22 protein-coding genes and 1 pseudogene are annotated in these 19345 nt (G+C 68.0%); 10 read left to right on the top strand and 13 right to left on the bottom strand.

All coding sequences use genetic code 11. From position 1 onward, the window contains the following. Positions 1-136: 136 nt before the first annotated feature. Positions 137-622, bottom strand: coding sequence for an Lrp/AsnC family transcriptional regulator (locus EAO78_RS03055; protein WP_122104386.1), 486 nt, complete (start codon positions 620-622; stop codon positions 137-139). Positions 623-684: 62 nt separating this feature from the next. After that, a complete protein-coding gene (locus EAO78_RS18585; RefSeq protein WP_275263138.1) occupies positions 685-810 on the bottom strand; it encodes a hypothetical protein in 126 nt (41 codons plus the stop codon). Positions 811-930: 120 nt separating this feature from the next. On the opposite strand from EAO78_RS18585, the gene EAO78_RS03050 reads away from it, so the two are divergent. From EAO78_RS03050 to EAO78_RS03040, 3 genes are all read left to right on the top strand, one after another. Beyond that, on the top strand, positions 931-1497 hold the full coding sequence (locus tag EAO78_RS03050) for a P-loop nucleotide/nucleoside kinase family protein (protein ID WP_238987607.1): 567 nt from the start codon (positions 931-933) through the stop codon (positions 1495-1497). A gap of 115 nt (positions 1498-1612) precedes the next feature. Beyond that, entirely contained in the window at positions 1613-1897 is a 285-nt protein-coding gene (gene eif1A / locus EAO78_RS03045; RefSeq protein WP_066417331.1) for a translation initiation factor eIF-1A, read from the top strand. A gap of 100 nt (positions 1898-1997) precedes the next feature. Beyond that, positions 1998-3842, top strand: coding sequence for an SLC13 family permease (locus tag EAO78_RS03040; protein WP_122104384.1), 1845 nt, complete (start codon positions 1998-2000; stop codon positions 3840-3842). Positions 3843-3873: 31 nt separating this feature from the next. Here EAO78_RS03040 and EAO78_RS03035 read toward each other — a convergent pair whose 3' ends face one another. Beyond that, a complete protein-coding gene (locus tag EAO78_RS03035; protein ID WP_122104383.1) occupies positions 3874-4482 on the bottom strand; it encodes a hypothetical protein in 609 nt (202 codons plus the stop codon). A gap of 89 nt (positions 4483-4571) precedes the next feature. Here EAO78_RS03035 and EAO78_RS03030 point away from each other — a divergent pair, with 89 nt between their 5' ends. Both EAO78_RS03030 and EAO78_RS03025 read left to right on the top strand, forming a co-directional pair. Beyond that, positions 4572-5027, top strand: a complete 456-nt coding sequence (locus tag EAO78_RS03030; protein WP_122104382.1) for a DUF5814 domain-containing protein — start codon at positions 4572-4574, stop codon at positions 5025-5027. Between the two features lie 124 nt (positions 5028-5151). Next, complete coding sequence (locus tag EAO78_RS03025; protein WP_379747943.1) at positions 5152-6078, top strand: COX15/CtaA family protein; 927 nt, start codon at positions 5152-5154, stop codon at positions 6076-6078. Positions 6079-6099: 21 nt separating this feature from the next. On the opposite strand, the gene EAO78_RS03020 is transcribed toward EAO78_RS03025, so the two are convergent. Then, entirely contained in the window at positions 6100-7161 is a 1062-nt protein-coding gene (locus EAO78_RS03020; RefSeq protein WP_122104381.1) for a zinc-dependent alcohol dehydrogenase family protein, read from the bottom strand. A gap of 264 nt (positions 7162-7425) precedes the next feature. Between EAO78_RS03020 and EAO78_RS03015 the strand changes: the two genes are divergently transcribed. Continuing rightward, a complete protein-coding gene (locus tag EAO78_RS03015; protein WP_122104380.1) occupies positions 7426-8535 on the top strand; it encodes a sensor histidine kinase in 1110 nt (369 codons plus the stop codon). Positions 8536-8646: 111 nt separating this feature from the next. On the opposite strand, the gene EAO78_RS03010 is transcribed toward EAO78_RS03015, so the two are convergent. The 4 genes and pseudogenes from EAO78_RS03010 to EAO78_RS18715 all read right to left on the bottom strand — a co-directional run. Beyond that, positions 8647-10164 (bottom strand): replication factor C large subunit, encoded by a 1518-nt coding sequence (locus EAO78_RS03010; RefSeq protein WP_122104379.1) that lies wholly within the window; start codon positions 10162-10164, stop codon positions 8647-8649. Between the two features lie 116 nt (positions 10165-10280). Further along, positions 10281-11303: an ATP-binding protein gene (locus EAO78_RS03005; RefSeq protein WP_122104378.1), complete on the bottom strand. Its 1023-nt coding sequence runs from the start codon at positions 11301-11303 to the stop codon at positions 10281-10283. 97 nt (positions 11304-11400) lie between these two features. Continuing rightward, positions 11401-11793 (bottom strand): hypothetical protein, encoded by a 393-nt coding sequence (locus EAO78_RS18375; RefSeq protein WP_238987606.1) that lies wholly within the window; start codon positions 11791-11793, stop codon positions 11401-11403. 9 nt (positions 11794-11802) lie between these two features. After that, a pseudogene (locus EAO78_RS18715) lies at positions 11803-12051 on the bottom strand (helix-turn-helix domain-containing protein); the annotation flags it as partial. A 115-nt stretch (positions 12052-12166) separates the two neighbouring features. Between EAO78_RS18715 and EAO78_RS02995 the strand changes: the two are divergent. Further along, complete coding sequence (locus tag EAO78_RS02995; protein ID WP_122104377.1) at positions 12167-13561, top strand: ATP-binding response regulator; 1395 nt, start codon at positions 12167-12169, stop codon at positions 13559-13561. 57 nt (positions 13562-13618) lie between these two features. On the opposite strand, the gene prs is transcribed toward EAO78_RS02995, so the two are convergent. Beyond that, complete coding sequence (gene prs, locus EAO78_RS02990) at positions 13619-14500, bottom strand: ribose-phosphate diphosphokinase (protein WP_122104376.1); 882 nt, start codon at positions 14498-14500, stop codon at positions 13619-13621. Between the two features lie 152 nt (positions 14501-14652). On the opposite strand from prs, the gene EAO78_RS02985 reads away from it, so the two are divergent. The 3 genes from EAO78_RS02985 to EAO78_RS02975 all read left to right on the top strand — a co-directional run bounded on the left by EAO78_RS02985 (position 14653) and on the right by EAO78_RS02975 (position 16492). Next, on the top strand, positions 14653-15303 hold the full coding sequence (locus EAO78_RS02985; RefSeq protein ID WP_122104375.1) for an HVO_0476 family zinc finger protein: 651 nt from the start codon (positions 14653-14655) through the stop codon (positions 15301-15303). A 128-nt stretch (positions 15304-15431) separates the two neighbouring features. After that, the gene (locus tag EAO78_RS02980; protein WP_122104374.1) at positions 15432-16109 is read left to right on the top strand and encodes a TIGR00266 family protein; all 678 of its coding nucleotides are present in this window, start codon (positions 15432-15434) and stop codon (positions 16107-16109) included. A 131-nt stretch (positions 16110-16240) separates the two neighbouring features. Next, positions 16241-16492 (top strand): SelT/SelW/SelH family protein, encoded by a 252-nt coding sequence (locus EAO78_RS02975; protein ID WP_122104373.1) that lies wholly within the window; start codon positions 16241-16243, stop codon positions 16490-16492. Between the two features lie 50 nt (positions 16493-16542). Here EAO78_RS02975 and speB read toward each other — a convergent pair whose 3' ends face one another. The 4 genes from speB to EAO78_RS02955 form a co-directional block, all read right to left on the bottom strand. After that, a complete protein-coding gene (speB, locus tag EAO78_RS02970) occupies positions 16543-17367 on the bottom strand; it encodes an agmatinase (protein ID WP_122104372.1) in 825 nt (274 codons plus the stop codon). Positions 17368-17374: 7 nt separating this feature from the next. Then, positions 17375-17752 (bottom strand): translation initiation factor IF-5A, encoded by a 378-nt coding sequence (locus EAO78_RS02965; RefSeq protein ID WP_094532605.1) that lies wholly within the window; start codon positions 17750-17752, stop codon positions 17375-17377. Between the two features lie 126 nt (positions 17753-17878). Further along, positions 17879-18136, bottom strand: a complete 258-nt coding sequence (locus tag EAO78_RS02960; RefSeq protein ID WP_122104371.1) for a hypothetical protein — start codon at positions 18134-18136, stop codon at positions 17879-17881. Position 18137: 1 nt separating this feature from the next. Continuing rightward, a complete protein-coding gene (locus tag EAO78_RS02955; protein WP_122104370.1) occupies positions 18138-19328 on the bottom strand; it encodes an aminotransferase class I/II-fold pyridoxal phosphate-dependent enzyme in 1191 nt (396 codons plus the stop codon). Positions 19329-19345: the final 17 nt, after the last annotated feature.

Raw genomic sequence — 19345 nt, 5'->3', positions numbered from 1 at the left:
GCGGACTCGGTCATCCCGTGGATCGGGGCCGAGTTCCGTTTCCGGTCGTGTCTACTCGCTATTGAGAACAGAACGTTTGATAAACCTATCTATATTCACAAATCGTTCGAATATCTCCCATTATAGAACGTTATGGTTACTCCCCATCCGCCGCGTGGTTCGCCGGGTCGAACTCGCCGAACGGCGTCGTCTCGTGGGTTCGGACGAGGACTTCGTCGGCGACGGTGAGCCCCATGTCCAGGAGCTCCTGTGCCACGGACGTGATGTCGTCGTCCGTCTCGCCGACGGCGGTCACGAGGAGGTTCTGTTCGCCGGTGACCAGCTCCTGGACCGAGACGACGCCGTCGAGGTCCAGGATGTCGGGGATGAGCTCGCCACGCTCGGGGATCGAGGCGGTACAGTAGAGCAACATGCGGAGCGGGTACCCCGACTTCTGGTAGTCGACGTGGGCACTGTATCCCTTGATCACGCGGTCGGATTCGAGACGCTGGATGCGCTTGCGGACGGTGCTGTCCGAGGTCCCGGTTCGCTCCGCGATGTCGCCGGACGACACGTTTCGAGCGTCCCCCTGGAGCGCGTACAGGATCGCTTTGTCCACGTCGTCGACCTCCCTGTTAGTCATACGAATGCGTCCGCGGGGAGGCACTTTACTGTTCGACGTTTACCGGTCGTACTGGCGAGCGCTCAGATCACGAGGCCGACCGCCTGATAGAGCAGCCCGACGACGAAGACGGCGATCAACGCGATCGTCGCGACGACGACGACCGGCGAGAGGTGTTCGGTCTCCTGTTCGAAGGTGAGTGCGTCCATGGGGGAGCGGTCGCCCGGACGCGATTTGAAGGCTTCGCTCGTCGGCCCGTCGCCCCTTCCCTCGACGGCCCCATCGCTCGGTCCTCTGACGGGTCCACGACGGCCGAAGGGAAGGTTCATGTGCGTCTCGACGGACCCTCCTCTCGAATGAGTCAGGCCGACCTCGATTCGGGGGATCTCGTCGTCGTCTGCGGGCTGCCGGGCGTCGGGAAGACGACCGTCGCGGAGCGGGTGGCCGAGCACGTCGACGCGCGGATCCTCCGCACGGACGTGATCCGCAAGGAGCTGTTCCCCGAGCCGACCTACGCCGAGGAGGAGACGGAGGCGGTGTACGCGGAACTTCTCGAGCGCGCCCGCGATCGCGTGGCCGAGGGGGAGTCGGTCGTCCTCGACGCCACGTTCGCGGACGAGCGGTTCCGGGCCGCCGCCAGGGAGACGGCCGACCGCGCCGCCGACCGGTTCGCGCTCGTGAAGGTCGAGTGCGACGAGTCGGTGGTGAAGAAGCGGATTCGTCGTCGTGACGGGATAAGCGACGCCGACTTCGACGTCCACCTCCACTTCAAGGAGCTGTTCGATCGGGTCGACGCGACCGACGCCGTCCGCGGCACCGGCGGCGACGTGGTGGTCGTCGACAACTCCGGCGACGAGGCGGAGACGCGCGCGCAAGTCGACGCCGTCTTCGGGTGATCTCCGCCGGTCGACGTTTCCGTGTCATCGGATCGGATCCGTGTCACCGGATCTCGTGAGGTGCGCGGACTCGCGTCTCCCATCACTTATACGGACGTGCCTCCTATCGGACGACGTGAGCGAAGAATCCGGGCGTCGGAACCTCCGAATGCCCTCAGACGACGAAGTGTTCGCCGTCGTGACGGAACACCTCGGCGGCAACCACGTCCGCCTCCGGTGTGTGGACGGAAAGGAGCGGCTGGGACGGATCCCCGGCCGAATGAAGTATCGCACGTGGATCAACGAGGGCGACGTCGTCCTCGCGGAGCCGTGGAGCTGGCAGGACGAGAAGGCCAACGTCGAGTGGCGCTACACCGACGACCAGGCCGACCAGCTCCGCCGTGAAGGCCACATCGAATAATACGACGCGCCCGCTTCTCCGAGTCGCACGCCGAGGGGGAGCGATAGCCACGTCCGACTCCTGACCGAAACGATATACCGTCGCTCCGAGTGGATCGGCCATGGTTCTCGCCGGCGTTCCCACGGCCGCGCTCGTCGTCTTCGCGCTGATCGGCGTCGCGCTGGCGTTGTTCGTCTCCGAGGTCATCCCCAACGACGTCACCGCGATCGGGATCGTCGTCGCGCTGGCGGCACTGGAGCCGTGGACCGGCGTCGGCGCGCGCGCGGCGATCTCCGGGTTCGCGAACACCGCGACGGTCACCATCGTGGCGATGTACATGCTGAGCGCCGGGATCCAGCGGACCGGACTGGTTTACCGGCTCGGGATCCACCTCTCGCGGTTCACCCGCGGCAGCGAGACGCGCGCGCTGGCGGCGACGATCGGGACCACCGGTCCGATCGCGGGCGTCGTCAACAACACGCCGGTCGTCGCGGTGTTCATTCCGATGATCACCGATCTGGCGAGGGAGGCCGGCGTCTCCCCCTCGAAGCTCCTCCTGCCGCTGTCGTACGCCGCGATCCTCGGGGGCACGCTGACGCTGATCGGCACCTCGACGAACCTGCTGGCCAGCGAGTTCGCCGCCACGCTGCTCGACCGGGGACCGATCGGGATGTTCGAGTTCACCGCGCTCGGGGCGGTGGTGCTCGTCGTCGGGATCGCGTATCTGATGACCGTCGGCCGGTGGCTCACTCCGGCTCGGATCCCCGCCGACGCGGACCTCGTCGAGGAGTTCGAACTCGAGGACTTCCTCGCGGAACTGACGGTCGGCCCGGACTCGCCGTTGGTCGACCACCCCATCGAGGGGCTCGACGACCGGACCGCCGCGGCCGTAACGCCGCTTCAGGTCCGACGAAACGGGGAGACGTTCCTCGCCGCCGGGACCGACCAGCGGTTCCGGGCCGGCGACGTCGTCGTCGTCAACGGTCCGCGGACGGCCGTGAACCGGTTGCGTCGGCGGTTCGGGCTCCACCGCGTCGATCCCGACGGAGTCACCGCGGAGTCGTTCACGGGCGAGGACTCGCCTCATCGGCTCGGAAAGGCCGTGGTCCCCGAGACGTCCAAGTTCCTCGGCGAGACGCTCTCCGAGTCCCGTCTGGAGGCGTTCCACGGCATGACGGTGCTCGCGATCCGCAGGGGAAGCGATCTGATCCGGACCGACATCGAGGAGGTTCCGCTCGTGGCCGGCGACCTGCTCTTGGTACAGACCACGCCCGAGTCGATCGAGTACTTCGCCGACGGCGACGATCTCCTCGTGATCCCCGAGGACGCGCTCGATCGGCTCGACGCGGCGGACGCGGAGACGGTCGCGCCGCTCTCGCCGGAGACGCCCGTCGCCGTCGCGATCATGGTCGCCGTGGTCGGCCTGGCCGCCCTCGACGTCCTCCCGATCGTGATCGCCGCGCTCGGCGGGGTGTTCGCGATGGTCGTCACGGGTTGTCTCTCCTCGGCGGACGCCTACGACGCGGTCTCGTGGAACGTCGTCTTCCTCCTGGCCGGCGTGATCCCGCTCGGGCTCGCGATGGAAGCGACCGGCGGGGCCGCGCTCATTGCGGAGGGGCTCGTCGCGACCGGCTCCGTCCTCCCGCTCGTGGCCGTGCTGTTCCTGTTTTATCTCGTCACGGGGCTGCTCGCGAACGTGATCACGCCGGTGGCGACGATCGTGTTGATGATCCCGATCGCGGTCGACGCGGCCGCGAGACTCGACGCCAGCGGATTCACGTTCCTCCTCGCCGTGACCTTCGCGTCCGCGACCTCCTTCATGACGCCGGTGGGGTATCAGACGAACCTGATGGTGTACGGCCCCGGCGGCTACGAGTTCACGGACTTCCTGCGCGTCGGCGGCCCGCTCCAGCTCCTGCTCTCCGTCGTGACGACCCTCGGGATCGTCGCACTCTGGGGGATCTGAGCCGATCGGTTCCTCGGAGAGTCGTGCCGATTCACGCGAACAGGACGACGATCAGCGCGATGAACAGCAGCTCGCCGCCGACGAGCAGGACCGCGATCACCCAGTCGCGGTACTCGCGGACCCACTCGACGGTCGCCGACCACCCCGATCGGACGGTCCGGCGGGTCGACGGATCGCTTCCGGAGGCGTCGTCGTCGCCGGCGGCGTCATCTCCCGTGGTTCGATCGGCCGCCCGCCTCACCCGCCATCCCGTCTCGGGGTCGAACGTCGCCGGCACGCGCGCCCCTACGAGGTCGTCGAGATCGAGCGGCGAGACGCCTGCGGACTCGAGGAACGCGAGGAACTCGGCACACTCCTCGAGCGAGCCGTGCCGCGGCGCGTCGAATCGCTCGACGTGCGTCGTCTCGCCGTGTGGCGCCCGGGTCTCGACGACGACCTCGTCGTCCGTCATTCGGACCGCCGTGACGACGAGCGCGTCCTCCTCGTCGTTGAGGTACGCCTCCCGGAGCCGGCGTTTGAGCTCCTCGTCGACGGCGGGGTCGGGAGGGTCGGGAGAGTTGGCGGAGACCGTGGAGTCGGCGGAGTCGCCGGGATCCGCCGCTTCGACCGTTGGACGCTCCTCGGAGGGCTGCTCGGCCATTCGGCCGTAGTTGGCGTCGCGGCCGCTTAAGCGCACGGCACGGGCGACCACGCACCTTTTGAGCCCGGACGGCCTACGAGGGGCAAGCCGTGGCGTTCACCGACAAGATCTACGTGAAGAACCACCGTCAGCTCGCCTCCCAGCTGGAGGCGAACGTCCCCAAGAGCGCGTTCGCGGGCGCGACGCTGGACATGCTCTTTACCGGCGACGGGCTCTCGAAGCTCGATTCGACCACCCGCGACCGAATCTTAGACTTCGCGGAGGACTTCCTCGATTGCGACTGCCAGTCGAACCCCTACTGCGGCTGCCCCGAGCGGAAGTTCATCCGGTACGTGCTCGAGTTGCGCGCGCAGGGGCTCGGTCCCGGTGCGATCGTCGACGTGATGACCGACGATTACATGGTATACGCGTACGCGGGCGACGTGCGGTCGTTCCTCGACGACGCGGTCCGGAAACTGGAGGCCGTCGAGACGCTCGCGGACGTCGAGGGCGACGAGGAGATGTCCTCGAAGGCGCGACGCGCTCGCGATCAGCTCTCCGGTTGAGCGCTGGACTCTCCGGCTGAGCGCTGGCTCACCCGACCGATCGTTCTCGGATCGACGGCCGCTCCCTTCTCAGCGTCTCGGACCGGTCGAACGGTCTAAGTACGCGCGAGCCCGATCCCGGACAATGAGTCTTCGGCCCGCGTGGCTGACGTTCCGGCGGTACGCGGCGGCGACGACGGGGATGACGCTGGCGCTGTTCGCGCTCGGCGTCTACACCGCGGCGACGGGCTCCGGACTGGCGTGTCAGGCCCAGTGGCCGCTCTGTTCGGACCAGCTCATCCCCGCGATGACGATCAACCCCGACTTCATCGAGTGGTTCCACCGCGTGTGGGCCATGGTGACCGGCTTCCTGATACTCGGCGTGGCGGGGTGGAGCTGGCTCGGGTCGCTCGACCGACGGACCCGACTCGCGGCGACGCTCGCGGTCGCGATCCTCCCCGTCCAGATCGCGGTCGGCGCGATCACGGTCACGATCGGGGGGCTCGTCCCCGGCGGCTACACCGTGTCGACGCACGCCGCCCACCTGATCGTCGCGCTGTGTATCTTCACGCTGCTCGGCCTGACGACGATGTGGGGCGGCGCGGGCGTCGCCCGCGGCGACGGGAGCGTCGACCGCGGCGGATCGCCCCGACTCCTTCGAATGGCGCTCGGCGTCGCGGTCGCCGGGGTCCTCGCGAGCGCCGTCTTCTCCCGGGCGGTCCCGCTTCTCACCTACTCGCCGGGCGCGCAGGGGGCCTTCTACGTCGCCGGGCTGGGCGCGCACCTCGGACTGGTCGCGACGCTCGTCGTCGCGACCGACGCGATCGACGGCGGGATTCCCGGGATAGACGCCTCGACGGCACGGACGGTCCGGCGGCTCGCGGCCGGGTCGATGGCGGCGCTCGTCGTCACCCTGCTTCTCGGGCGCGACCTGGTGTTGTACACCGCGACCTGGCAGCGGGTGAACCTCGTCGCGCTCGCCCTCGCGTTCGCGTTCGCCGCGGGCGCGGCGTGGGTGCTCCGGGGAGTCGACGGTGCGACCGGTCGGTCGACGCCGGTCGGCGGCGACTAGAACGCCGGCGCCGACTCCTCTCTAGAACTCCGTGACGACCTCGATCCCACGAACGCCGTAGTCGTCCATCGCGGCGAGCCGATCGGAGACCTCGTCGAGTTCCAGCTCCCGCGTCACGAGCGCCCCGGGATCGATCCCGGTCGCCTCTACGAGTTCGAAGAGGTCCTCGTAGTTCGTCGGCGGCATGCCCCGGGCGCCGAGGAACGACACCTCCCAGCGGGTCATCCAGTCGGTCGGCAGCGACACCTCGCCGCGTTCGGCCTCCGTGGTCAGCCCGACCTGGACGTGCGTCCCGCGCGGGCGGACCGACCGGACGGAGTTGCGGCACGTCTCGGCGATCCCCAGCGCGTCGACGGAGACGTCGACGCCGCCGTCGGTCAGCGATCGGACGCGTTCGGGAACTGAATCAGACTCCTCGGGTAACACCGTCTCCGCGGCCCCGAGATCGTCGGCCCGCGAGAGCGCGTCGTCGTCGAGGTCGACCGCGATCACGCGTGCGCCGACGGCGGCCGCGATCTGGACCGCCGAGAGCCCGACGCCCCCGCAACCGTGGACGGCCACCCGGTCGCCGCCGCCGACGCCGGCCCGCTCGACCAGCGCGTGGTAGGCCGTCATGTATCGACAGCCGAGCGCCGCGGCGTCGCGGGCGGGCAGCCACTCCGGGCGCTCGACGAGGTTGTAGTCGGCGCGGGGAACGGCGACCCGCTCGGCGAACGCGCCGGGCGCGTCGGGCTCGAAGCCGAGGGCGTTCCCGTCCGCACAGACGTTGCCGTGGCCGCGCCGACAGTGCGGGCACGTTCCGTCGCCCAACGAGAACGGGACCACGACGCGGTCGCCGGGGGAGAACCGGCCGACCGCGTCGCCGACGGAGACGACCTCGCCGGCGGGCTCGTGGCCGAGCACCTGGCCGCGGGGAACCCGGTCGTCGGCCCACTCCCCGTGGCCCTTCCAGGCGTGCCAGTCGCTGCGACAGACGCCGCAGGCGTCGACGCGGACGACCGCGTCGTCCGGTCCCGGCTCCGGCTCCGGAACGTCTCGGATCGCCAACTCCTCGCCGTATTCGCGAAGGACGGCCGCGCGCATGGTGGGTCGTCGTCGCCCGATGTGATACGTGTTGTGTCCCGACCCGCGCCCGACGCCACTACCGAGCCGTCCCTTTAATATACTTTGAATGATATGTCTCGGCAGAAACGGTCCGTTCGAGGACACGAGACGTTTCGTAGTACGGTTTCACGAGTTATTTCACCCTCTCGGTCGTTAATTCACGATTCTATAGCGTTGATGTCTGCGTCATACAAATGTTATTCAGGTAAGACTTATGTCGGATCACGAACGATTTCGTGGTGTATGTCTCCGCGGGCGGATCCACGACCGGGAGTCGCGTATCGACGACCGGACGGTGATCCCTCCCGGGTCGTGCTCGAGTCGGCCGGTGACCCGGCGCTTCCGATCGAGGACCTCCCGCTCGACGCGTGGCTCGAGGTCGTCCATCCGGAGGACCGCGATCGGCTCCGCGCGGAGATCGATGACGGCGACGTCGACGTCGCCTACCGGATCGACCGCGACGGCGACGACCCCACGTGGGTCCACGAGCACGGTCGCCGCACCGAAGACGGGGACGTGATCGGCTACCTGCTCCCCGCGTACGAACGGATCGAGCGACAGCGCCGGCTCGAACAGCAACGCGAGCGGCTCGAGGAGTTCGCGAGCGTCGTCAGCCACGACCTCCGGAACCCGCTCTCGGTCGCCGTCGGAAACCTCGAGCTGGCTCGCGAGTTCGACGGCGACGACGCGGTCGAGCGGATCGACCGCGCCCACGACGCGCTGGACCGAATGGACGAACTCATCTCGGATCTCCTCTCTCTCGCCCGGGAGGGGCGCTCGGTCGAGGCGACCGCCGAGGCCGACCTCCGGGTCATCGTCGACCGAGCATGGGCCACGGTCGGACGGACGGCGAACGCGGAACTGGTCGTCGAGGAGCCGCTCCCGCGGATCGAGTGTGACCGGAACCGGCTTCGACAGGCCTTCGAGAACCTCTTTCGGAACGCGATCGAACACGGGTCGGACGACGGGTTCGACGGGGGCGTGGCGACCGTCGATGACGCCGCGGATACCGACCGGCAGGTCGACCCCGACGGCGTCCGCGTCTTCGTCGGTCGGACCGACGACGGGTTCTACGTCGCCGACGACGGGCCGGGAATTCCGGAGGAACACCGTGAGGAGGTCTTCGAGCCCGGCCACACCACCGCCGAGGAGGGGACGGGCTTCGGCCTCGCCATCGTCGAGCGGATCGTCGAGGCCCACGGCTGGTCGGCCAGCGTGGCGGAAAGTCACGCCGGCGGCGCTCGCTTCGAGTTCGCCGGCGTGAAGCGCCACGAAGATCCGGGAGGGGCCGCGGGCGACGACGCCGCGAGCGAGGCGACGGCCGGCGACACCGGTTCCCCGTCCGCCGAGTGACGCGCCCCCTCTCGATCCAGTGCCGTACCTTCCCGCCGTCCAGTGACGCGCCCTCGCTTCCGTCCGGTGTGCTTCGCCCGTCCCCGACGACGGACTCGTCGACCACTCCCGTTAGACGAAGTCGCTCAGCCCCGACTGACCGTCGTCGCTTCCGGCGTCGTCGTCCTCGGCGTCAGCCGATCCGGTGCCGGGAGACTCCGCGTCGTCGGATCTCTCGTCGGCGTCGGAGCCGGTTCCGTCTCCCTCCCGATCGCCTCCGTCACCCGTAGCCTCGCTCGTCTCCGCGGGGGCGCTCTCGCGTGCGGCTCCGCCGGCGAACGCGCCGTCGGCGTTGTCCGCCATGCGTTCCTCGCGGCGCGCTCGAGCGTCCTCGACGATCGACTCGACCTTGTTCGTCGACTCCCCGGAGCCGGTGACGAACGCCACGCCGGCCTCGTCGAGGTCGTAGGCGGCCGCCATCGCCACGGTGAGATCCCGCGGCTTACAGTGGTGGGTGACCGCGGAGAGGAACGGGAGCACCTCCCTGCGGGCGGTCGCGACGCTACAGCCGCTCGTCTCGGCGATCCGCCCGACCACCTCGTCCGCGGTCGAATCGGAGGAGGGCCAGAACTGCGGGCGGCCGTACCGGGTCCACCCGCCCTTGGTCCCGTCGCGGGCGGCGGCGACCCCGGCGGCGGCGTTGTCGGTCGCGTACCGCCAGTAGGTGTAGTTCTGACTGGCGCGCACGCGACCCAGCCACACGTCGGCGTTCGCGAGGAAGTCGTACGCGCGGGTCGCCTCCGCCGGGTCGTACACGGAGAGCATGTTGTCCTCGATCCACTTCGTGAGGTCGTCGGGCGTCTCGTCGACGGCGTACGCCGACCGGAGCGACTCCTCCGCGGACTCCTCCTTGAGGACCGCGTCGAGGAACGGGAAGATCCCCATCGCCTTGTCGCGGTCGGCGGTGACGACGTCCTCGACCGCGATCGACGATCGGCCCTCACAGGCCGCCTGGAGGTCGTTGATCGCGCCGCGGAGGTCGCCTCGGTTGCGCTCGGCGATCCGCTGGAGCGCGTCCGACTCGAACTCGATCCCCTCCTTGCGGCAGATATCACGGAGGACGGGGACGATGGAGCGCGCGGAGACGTCGCGGAACTCGACGTCCCGACACGCGTTCCGGAGCCCGCGGGAGATGTCGTAGAACTCGTTGGCGATGAGCACGATTGGCTGGCCCGACTCCTTGACCAGCTTCGTGATCGCGGAGGCCCCGCCGCGGTCGTAGTTCCCGTGGATGTTGTCCGCCTCGTCGAGGATCACGAGCTGTCTGGAGGCGGTGTCGCCCCCCGACGCGCCGCCGCCGGCCGCGCTCCCGCCGAGGGTGGCGTTGCGCGCCGCCCGGCCGGCGAACCGCTCTATCACGTCCGCGGTCCGCTGGTCCGAGGCGTTCAGCTCGACCGTCTCCCAGCCCATGTCGTTCGCCAACGCGTGTGCCGCGCTCGTCTTCCCGACGCCGGGGCTCCCGTGGAGGATCACGGCCTCGCGGTGGTCGTCCCACGAGCGCGCCCAGTCCGCGAACGCGTCGCGGGCCTTGTCGTTGCCGCGGACCTCCGAGAGCGTGCTCGGGCGGTACCGCTCCGTCCAGTCGGCCATTACCGGAGGGAGGCGCGAGCGCCGTTTAGTGGTTGCGGAGCGATACCTACGTCGCGTCGCCCGAGCGCGTCCGATGCCATCGATAACGCGAGGCGTCACCAGCCACTGAAAGCGACCTACACCGGATCGAGACGCGGGATCTCGAGAGTCACACGGGTCCCACCGGAGTCGCGCTCCTCGATCGAGACGGATCCGCCGAGCGATTCGGTACAGCGTTTGATGAGCCAGAGGCCGAGCCCTTGTCCGTGATCCACGCTCGAGATCCCTCCCTCGAGCGCGTTCAATTCCATCTCCGGGATCCCCGGTCCGTCGTCGAGGACGTGGACGTGAACGTACGTGCCGCTCGGATCAGGGCTCGTCCGCACCGTCACCCGAGCCTCACTGGAGCCGTTGTGTCTGATCGCGTTGTCGACGGTGTGTTCGACCGCGAGTTTCAGCCCCTCATCGGCGCTGAGCCACAGGTCGTCCTCGAGACCCGTTTCGATCGTGGCCTCCGGATACTTCTGCCGGACGGTCTCCATCGCCTCGGAGACCAGCTCGGTCGCGTCGACCCGCCGCCGTTCCGTCGCGTCCTCCTCGATGAGTCGCTCGAGGTACGCCACCGACTCGCTAAACCCGCCGACCTTTTCGGCGGTCCGTCTGATCACTTGGATCTGTTCCTCGAGGTCGTCCGCCTCGATGGCCCGCTCCAGGTTCGAGGCGTACCCCTGGATCACGCTCATGTCGTTGCGGAGGTCGTGACGGAGCACCCGGTACAGCAACTGGAGACGGCGACCGCGGGCTTTGTACTCGGTCAGATCGCTGAGTTCGACGAGGATCCCGGCGGGGCGGTCCGAGAAGTGTGCCGGACTCAGCGTGGCCGATACCCACCGGTGTTCGCCGTCGGCGCGTCGTATCTGCCACTCGAAGGAGAGCGGCTCCTCGTCCTCGACGCGTGTCAGCGCCTCCCGAATGTCGTCGGCGGTGATCGCAGTTCGTCCCGGAACGAGGTTCGCGAGCGTACATTGCTCGAGTCGCTCGTCGGAGTAGCCGAGGAAGCCCGCGGCGGCGGCGTTCTGATCGATCGGATCCCCGTCCGAATCGAGCAACAGCACGCTCTCCTCGAGTTCGTCGAACGCTGGCGGGAGATCCCCGGTCATACGCCGTCTTCGCCGTCGACGTATGAATAGGATCGGTATGCGGATGGTATGTGACTGGTTTCGATTCGGCGACCGATTCTCGCGGGACGGTCGCCGGTCACCTGAACAGCGAGACGACGTCTTCCGAGAACGCCGGAAGACGGACGTTATGGTCGTTATCAAAGGATATCAGGATCTGTTCTCCGTCGCCGTATCGTACCTTCAGTACGGAGATATCTCGGAAATGCATGATCTCGGACCAGCACTCCTGATCGGACAGCTCCAGCGTCTCGATCGAGTGTTCCAAGACGAGATTCCGCACTCCGCGTTCGAACTCCTCGTCGGAGTAGCTCGCGAGCACCTCATCGTCGGTGTGGAGGATCCTCAGCGTCTCGCCGTCGTATGCCACGACGAGCCGCAAGCAGTCCCCGAACTCCCCTCGCACCAATTCGACCACCGATCGCATCGTCGTGTCGGACGGTTCCTCGATGAACCACTCGATCGATCTCATGTTCTCTCGAATGGTGGACCAGACGTCTCTCCCTCGCTCCGTGAGACCGTAGTATCGTTTAACTCGCCGTGATTCCGAGACGCGGAGTTCGACCACGTCCCGAGCCCGGAGCTCCGAGAGCGCCCGCGATACGTGTGGTTGCCTGACGTCGGCGTATTCGGCGATCTCCGTCGGCGTCGCGTCCCCTCGCTCGAAGAGCTGTTCGAGGACGGTGAGTCGATATTTCGAACTCCGGACATATGCCCGTATGTCCGACATCTCGTCCGTATCGCCCATCTACGAGGGTTGAGTCTCGACGGAAATGTAATTGATGTAGTATACCAACAACATACCAACCTTTTTTTGACGCATCGCGATCGAAATATCGCGCACCATGCGTTCCAGCGACCGCAACCGACCGATCCGGATCCTCTACGTCGAGGACGACCCATCGTTGAGAGAGCTGGTCTCGACGTACCTCGAACGGATCGATTCCCGCTTTTCGGTCACCACGGAACCCACCGCCGAGGCGGGTCTCGATCGCCTCGAGAACGCAGTGTTCGACTGCGTCGTCAGCGACTATCGGATGCCGGGAATCGACGGTATCTCGTTTCTGCGGGCGGTTCGGGAGCAGTATCCGAACCTCCCGTTCTTCCTCTTCACCGGGGAGGGAAGCGAGACCGTCGCGTCGAAGGCCGTCGACGCGGGAGCGACGTCGTACGTTCAAAAGGGCGGATCGGAGGTGTACGAACGGCTCGTGAATCGAGTCCAACACGCGGTTGCACGACGACGGTCGGCGCGGCAGGCTCAGGTAACCAGAGAGCGGCTCCTCGAATTATACGAACGGGTCGACGGGTTCTATCTCGTGGACGAGAACTGGACGGTTCGCTACTGGAACCATGAGATGGTCGAGCGAACCGGAACGCAGGTCGAGGACGTTCTCGGCGAGCGTCTCTGGGACGTCTTTCCCGAGGCCGCCGAGACGGAGGCATACGAACGGTACCACGAGGCGATGGCGTCACAGGAGCCGACGGAGTTCGAGACGCGCGGTCCCCCGCCGTACGACTACTGGATCGAGGTCCGTGCCTACCCGACTGACGAGGGGTTGTCCGTCCACTCGCGGAACGTCACCAAATCGAAGGAGCGCGAACAGCAGCTACAGTACCGAAACGAGCTGTTGGAGTCGTTCGCGAGCACCGTCTCACACGACCTTCGGAACCCGCTCACCGTCGCGGAGGGAAATCTCGAGTTGGCACAGAAGACGGGAGACTTCGAGCACCTCGATGAAGTCGCACAGGCGCACAATCGTATGCGAAACCTCATCGACGAACTGCTTCACGCCGCTCGAGGCGACGACCTGGAGCCGTCGACGGTCTCACTCCGCGGGATCACGCCTGACTCGTGGGAAACGGTCACCGCCGAAGGAACGACTCTCGAGATCGATGACGACGTCGTCTTCGAAGCGTACGAGAGCCAGCTCCGGCGGCTGTTCGAGAACCTGTTCTGGAATGCCCTCGACCACGGCGGTGCCGACGAGATCCGCGTCGGCTCCCTCGAAGGCGGGTTCTTCATCGAGGACGACGGGAGCGGGATACCATCCGAACACCGAACGGACGTGTTCGAGTCCGGCTTCTCGACGGACATCGACAGTCCCGGATACGGACTCTCCATCGTCGAGGGGATCGTCGACGTTCACCAGTGGGAGATCGACGTCGTCGCCGGCAGGGACGGCGGTGCCAGATTCGAGGTCAGCGGCGTCGAAACGTCGAAGCCGCCGCAGACGGAATGAGACGGGACCCGCCAAGTCGGGAAACGGTCGCTAGGGTGGAGCAGGGAAGTTCCGCGATCAGCGCTCCTCGGGTAGCGCCCCGGCCGCATCAAGCGTCTCCGCGAGGACCGGCGCGACGCTGACGACGCTACAGCCGCGCTCTATCGTGTCGGTGCCGACGATCCGGTCGACCCCCGCGGCCCGCAGCTTCGTGACCGCGTTCTCGGCCAGCATGGGATGGACGCAGGCGGCGACGACGCGCCCGGCCTCGCGCTCGACCAGCACGTCGACCGACTCGCTCATGGTCGACCCGGTGGCGACGATGTCGTCGACGACGACCACGTCGCGGCCGGCGACGGAGGCGTCCGAGGGGGAGACCTCGATCTCGCCCGTCTCGCGGTCGCGGCGTTTCTCGAAGTGGTCCGTCCCCCCGCGGCCGTACGCGTCCCGGACGGTCTCGGCTATCCCGATCGCCCCCTCGTCGGGCGCGAGGAAGAGCGGGTCCGTGAGGTCGCCCCCGAGCGGGTCCGCGAGGACGCTCGCGGCGTCGACCGTCTCGACCGGCACGTCGTAGAAGTCGGCCACGGTCGGCTCGTGGGGGTTGACGAGCACGACGCGGTCGGTGCCGGTCGAGACGGCCCGCGCCACCGCCCGGGCGGAGACGGGCTGGCCGTCGAGGAACGACTCGTCCTGTCTGGCGTATCCCATGTACGGGATCACGGTCGTCACGCGCCCCGCGCCCGCCTCGCGGACGGCGTCCTGGAGCTGGAGCAGTTCGACCCACGCCTCGTCGGAGTCGGTCGTCGCGACCACCGTCGCCTCCCCGCCGTCGAAGTCCGGGACGGCGGCGAGACGCTCGCCGTCCGGGAAGCGGTCGTACGTCGCGGTCGCGAGCGGCCGGCCCGTCCCGTCGGCGAGCGCGGCCGCGAGCAGTTGCGAACTCGACCCGGGTACGATCATGGGCGTCCGTTCCGTCGACACCGGTAAACCAGTTTCTGTACCCGGCCACGCCACCGAGACAGCGACACGCACGGCGAGCGGGGGGAGACACCGACACGCACACGACCGCCAGGGGAGCGGATATTTACGCCCGCGGCGGGAAGGACGCCGTAATGACCGAAACCGGAGACCGAGTCGGTCTCGCCTGCCCGTCGTGTTCGCCGGGCGAGGAGACCGTCCACGAGGTGTTGCGACCCGGCGGCCAGGCCACCGTCCGGTGTACCGACTGCGACCACACGCACAAAGCCGAGATCCCGGAGGAGGAGACCGTCGACCTCACGATCGTCGTCTCACAGGACGGCGAGTCGTTCTCCACCGAGATGGAGGTCCCCGCCGAGGGCGGCGTCGAGACGGGCGATGAGTTCGTCGTCGACACCGAGGACGCGCTGATGCAGGTCCGGGTCACCGGGATCGAACTCGGGCCCGAACACCGCGTCGAGGACGCCGCGATCACGAGCGTCGACACGCTGTGGACCCGCGCGGTCGACAACGTCGCCATCGACGTCACGCTCCACCCGAAGGACGGCGACGCCGACCGGACACGATCGATCGAGGTGAACGTCCCCGGGGACATGGAGTTCGTCGTCGGCGAGACCGTCGAGTTCGGCGACGAGGAGTTCACGATCGAGGGGGTCCACATCCGCGAGGACGCACCCGAGTACCGCCACGAGAAACTCGACCATCCCGGCGACATGGCGTACGCGAAGGACCTCAAGCGGGTGTACGGCCGCGACGAGAGCATGACCGCCTGGTCGGCGTGGTGACCGCCCCGTCGACAGCGGGGACTCCTCGACCGACGCGTGATCGAACGGGCGGCTTCGACGTCGACCCATCCCTCCGAAGGCACCAGTTTAAGTAGTTATCCGGCGAACTCGTCCCCCGAGGTCCCCCGATGGAATACGAGTTCACCCACAAGCCGTCGTACACGCATCTGATCGTCACCCTCGAGCCGGGAGAGTCGGTGGTCGCCGAGCCGGGCGCGATGGTCGGCCACTCCGCGACCGTCTCCATGGAGACGGGAACGAGCCGCGGCGGGCTCCTCAGCTCGGCGAAGTCGTTGCTGGGCGGAGAGTCCGCGTTCGCCAACGAGTTCACCGCCGAGGGCGGGCGGGGAACGGTGACGTTCGCCCCGCCGTCGCCGGGTGACGTCATGGACCACGAACTCCGGAACGGAACGCTCTACTCCACCGATGGCGCGTTCCTCGCGGCGACCACGGGGATCGACATCGACTCGGAGATCGGCGGGCTCAAGTCGATGCTGGCAGAGGCCAGTCTGACGCCGCTGGCGTTGAAAGGCACCGGCACGGTCTTCATCGACGCCTACGGCGGCTTGGAGAAACTCGAACTGGAAGCCGGCGAGTCGTACGTCCTGGACAACGAACACCTGGTCGCCTGGGACGACGAGATCGACTACTCGATCGAGCGAGTCGGGAACCTTAAATCGACGCTGCTTGGCGGTGAAGGGCTCGTCTTCGAGTTCACCGGCCCGGGGACGGCCTGGTACCAGACGCGCGACATGGACGCGTTGGTGGCGGCGCTCGCGCCGCGGCTGCCGAGCCGGAGCGAGTGACGCTCGGACGTGAGGGAACATACGCCGTGGCCCGCGGATCTCGGTCCCGAGGCGGAACCCGCACGTCCTCGATCCCCGCAATCGCTGCCCGGAAACAGTAGTTATTAATCGTGTACATCCAAACGCGTGGTATGGCCGAGATAGCCATCGAGTACGCCTCCGGGAATCGCCTCCGTTCGGAGGCCGAGACGGCCCGACGCCTGATCGACGCCTACCTCGGAGATCGTCCCGACGTCGACGACGTGACCCTCTCGCCCTCGGCGGAGTCGGTGTTCTGCGTCAGCGTCGAGGGCGACCGGATCTGGTGTACCGATCCCCGCGAGTGGATCGACGCGATGGAGGCGGTATCGGCCGCCCGCAGTCGACTCGCCGAGCTGCACTGAGTCGATACCCCGTCGAACCGGTCGAGAAACGCGTGAACCTCCTCGAGTCGTTACGCCGACGGTCCGGCGGCGTGTGCGTGAACGAACTCCCGAAGCAGCTTGCCGCCCAGCGCCGCGGCCTGACCGTCGTCGCGGTCGTTCACCTCGACGACGTCGAAGCCGTCGGCGTGCGGGCCGACCGCATGGACGAGGTCGCGGACCTCGCGCGGATGGAGCCCGAACGGCTCCGTGGTTCCCGTCCCGGGCGCGAACCCGGGGTCGACGCCGTCGATGTCGATCGAGAGGTACGTCGATCCGTCGGCGAACCGGTCGGGATCGAGGTCGTCGAGCCACGCGCGGGCGTCCTCGGGCGCGACGATCTCCACGTCGCGCTCGGCGGCGCGGTCCCACTCCTCGGCGGAGCCGGTTCGCGCGCCGAGGATCACCGCGCGGTCGACGACGTCGAGCGCGTGGCGGGTGACGCAGGCGTGGTTCCAGGGGTTGCCGGCGTACTCCGCGCGGAGGTCCAGGTGCGCGTCGACGACGACGAGGGTGTCCGGCGAGACCGCCTCGACGCCGGCGTAGGTGACGGTGTGTTCCCCGCCGACGGCGAGCGGGACCGCGTCGTCGAGGACGACGCTCCGGAGCTCGGCGGCGAGGTGGTCGAGGTACTCGCGCGTGTCGTCCCAGGGGTCCACGTCGCCCGCGTCGTGGACGCCGAGCGCGGAGAAGTGACTCCCGGTTCGGTCGTCGTAGTCGTCGTAGGATGCCGAGAAGCGCCGGATCCGGTCGGGTCCGAACCGGGTTCCGGGCTGGAACGTGGTCGTGGCGTCGAGGGGAGCGCCGACGACCACGTACGAGGCCGCGTCGCGGTCGGCGGTCGCTCCGGGAAACATTGCCCGACTACCCGACGACCTTGCGCTGGCCCTCGTACTCGAGGTACTCGATGGTGTCGTCCGAGGAGAAGTCCTCGCCCTCGGGGATCCGCATCGTGAACGTCTCGTAGGTGTCGAGGTCCATGACCTGTGCGTCGTCGCCGGAGACGGAGACGACCTGTCCCTGCTTGCGCTCGATGATCGGCACCCACACCTTCGCGTCGACCGGCTGTGAGAGCGACCGCTTCTTCTCGTCGAAGACGCCCTTTCCCTCGACGCGTGCCTTGGCGCTCCCGTGTTTCCCGGGCTTGGCGGTGCTGTAGTGATTGATCTTGCAGGGCGAGCTGTCCATCATGACGTAGCTCCCCTCCTGGAGTTCTCGAACCTGCTTCTGCTCTCGCGGCATACACCGGCTTACCCCCGGCGCGGGTATAAACGGTTTGGAACGCCGTCGTTGCCCGCCGATCGGGGTGGACCTCCGCGGGTGGCTGCGGGCGATCGCGGGAGGAGAGCGATCACGGTCGAACGGCGCTCACGGATGGAACTCGTCCTCGTCGTCCTCGTCCGGCGGAACGAGATGGCCGGTGAGCAGGTAGCTGACGACGAACAGCGCGATGAATCCCACGCCGACGGCGGCGGTCGTCCGCACCACGAACGGGAACTCGATCCAGAGGAAGTAGCGGTCGGCGATCGCGATGGCGACGATCGCGACCAGTATCGCCTTCTGCTCGTCCGTCGGGTTCCGGACGAGCCCGACCACGTCCTCCTTGAGGTCTCCGGCGAGGCCCATCTCAGCTCCCCCCGTCGATGGTCGCGTCGTTCGCGGCCGCCGCGTCCCCGCCGTCCCCGGCCGCGTCCTTCCCGGACCCGTCCGAGTCGTCCGCGTGCGCCTCGATGACCGCGCTCACGCGGTCGAGTCCCTCCTCGAGGGTCTCCCGCCGATGCCCGAAGCCGATCCGGAAGCGGTCCGGGAACCCGAAGAGGTCGCCGGGCGCGAGCACGACGCCGGCTTCCTCGACGACGGTCCGACAGAACTCCCGGGCGTCCGCGAACCCCTCGGGAACCGTCGGAAAGGCGTTGACTGAGGCGGGATCGTACCACTCCAGCCCGTGCCGGTCAACCCACGCCGCGATCCGCTCGCGGTTCCCGTCGGCCAGCTCGCGGTTCTCCTCGAGGATCCGGCCCTCGCGCCGACCCAACGCCTGTTTCGCGACGTGTTGACCGAAGATGCTCGGCGAGATGGTGGTGTAGTCCTTCCACCGCCAGGCGCGCTCGACGACCGGCTCCGGGCCGGCGATCCAGCCGAACCGCAGACCGGAGAGGCCGTACGCCTTCGTGAGGCTCGTCGTCGAGATCCCGTGTGCCCCGAAGCTCGCCACCGGCTCCTGAGGGTCCGACGCCAACAGGCGGTACACCCCGTCACACAGCAGGTAGGCGTCGTGCGCGGCGGCGACGTCGTAGACCTCCCGGACCCGCGCCTCGTCGTGGTAGCGACCGGTCGGGTTGTTGGGATTGTTCACGACGACGACGGCGGTGTCCTCGCGAACCGCGTCCGCGACCGCGTCGGGGTCCAGCCGCCACTCCGGCGGGGAGAGCTCGACGCGGGTCACCTCCCCGAACGCCTCGGGGACCGCGTGGAGCGCCTGGTAGGTCGGGGTGACGACGACGGCGTGCGATCCGGTGCCGATCCCCTCCTCGCCGACCGGGTCGGCCGAGGCGACGAGCGAGAGGAACGTCAGGAAGTTTGCCTCCTGGGTACCGCAGGTGAAAAGCACCTCGTCGGCGCTCCGGCCGTACCGGTCGCCGACTTTCGCTCGGAACTCCGGGTCTCCGTTCGTCGGGATCACGTACCCCACCTCTCCGGGATCGAGGTCGAACCGCCCCGCCTCGAGCGACCGGATCCCGCTCTCGGCGAGCATGACGTCCGCCTCGTGTTCGTACTCCGCGAACCAGCGCTCGAGCCCGAACGGGTCGACGTTCATGCGACGAACTCCGTGCG

Origin of the sequence: Halobellus captivus (genome assembly GCF_003697845.1) — an archaeon.
GTDB lineage: Archaea > Halobacteriota > Halobacteria > Halobacteriales > Haloferacaceae > Halorubrum > Halorubrum glutamatedens.
Note: the sequence above shows the minus strand (reverse complement) of the source record. Positions and strands in the feature narration are given on the sequence as shown.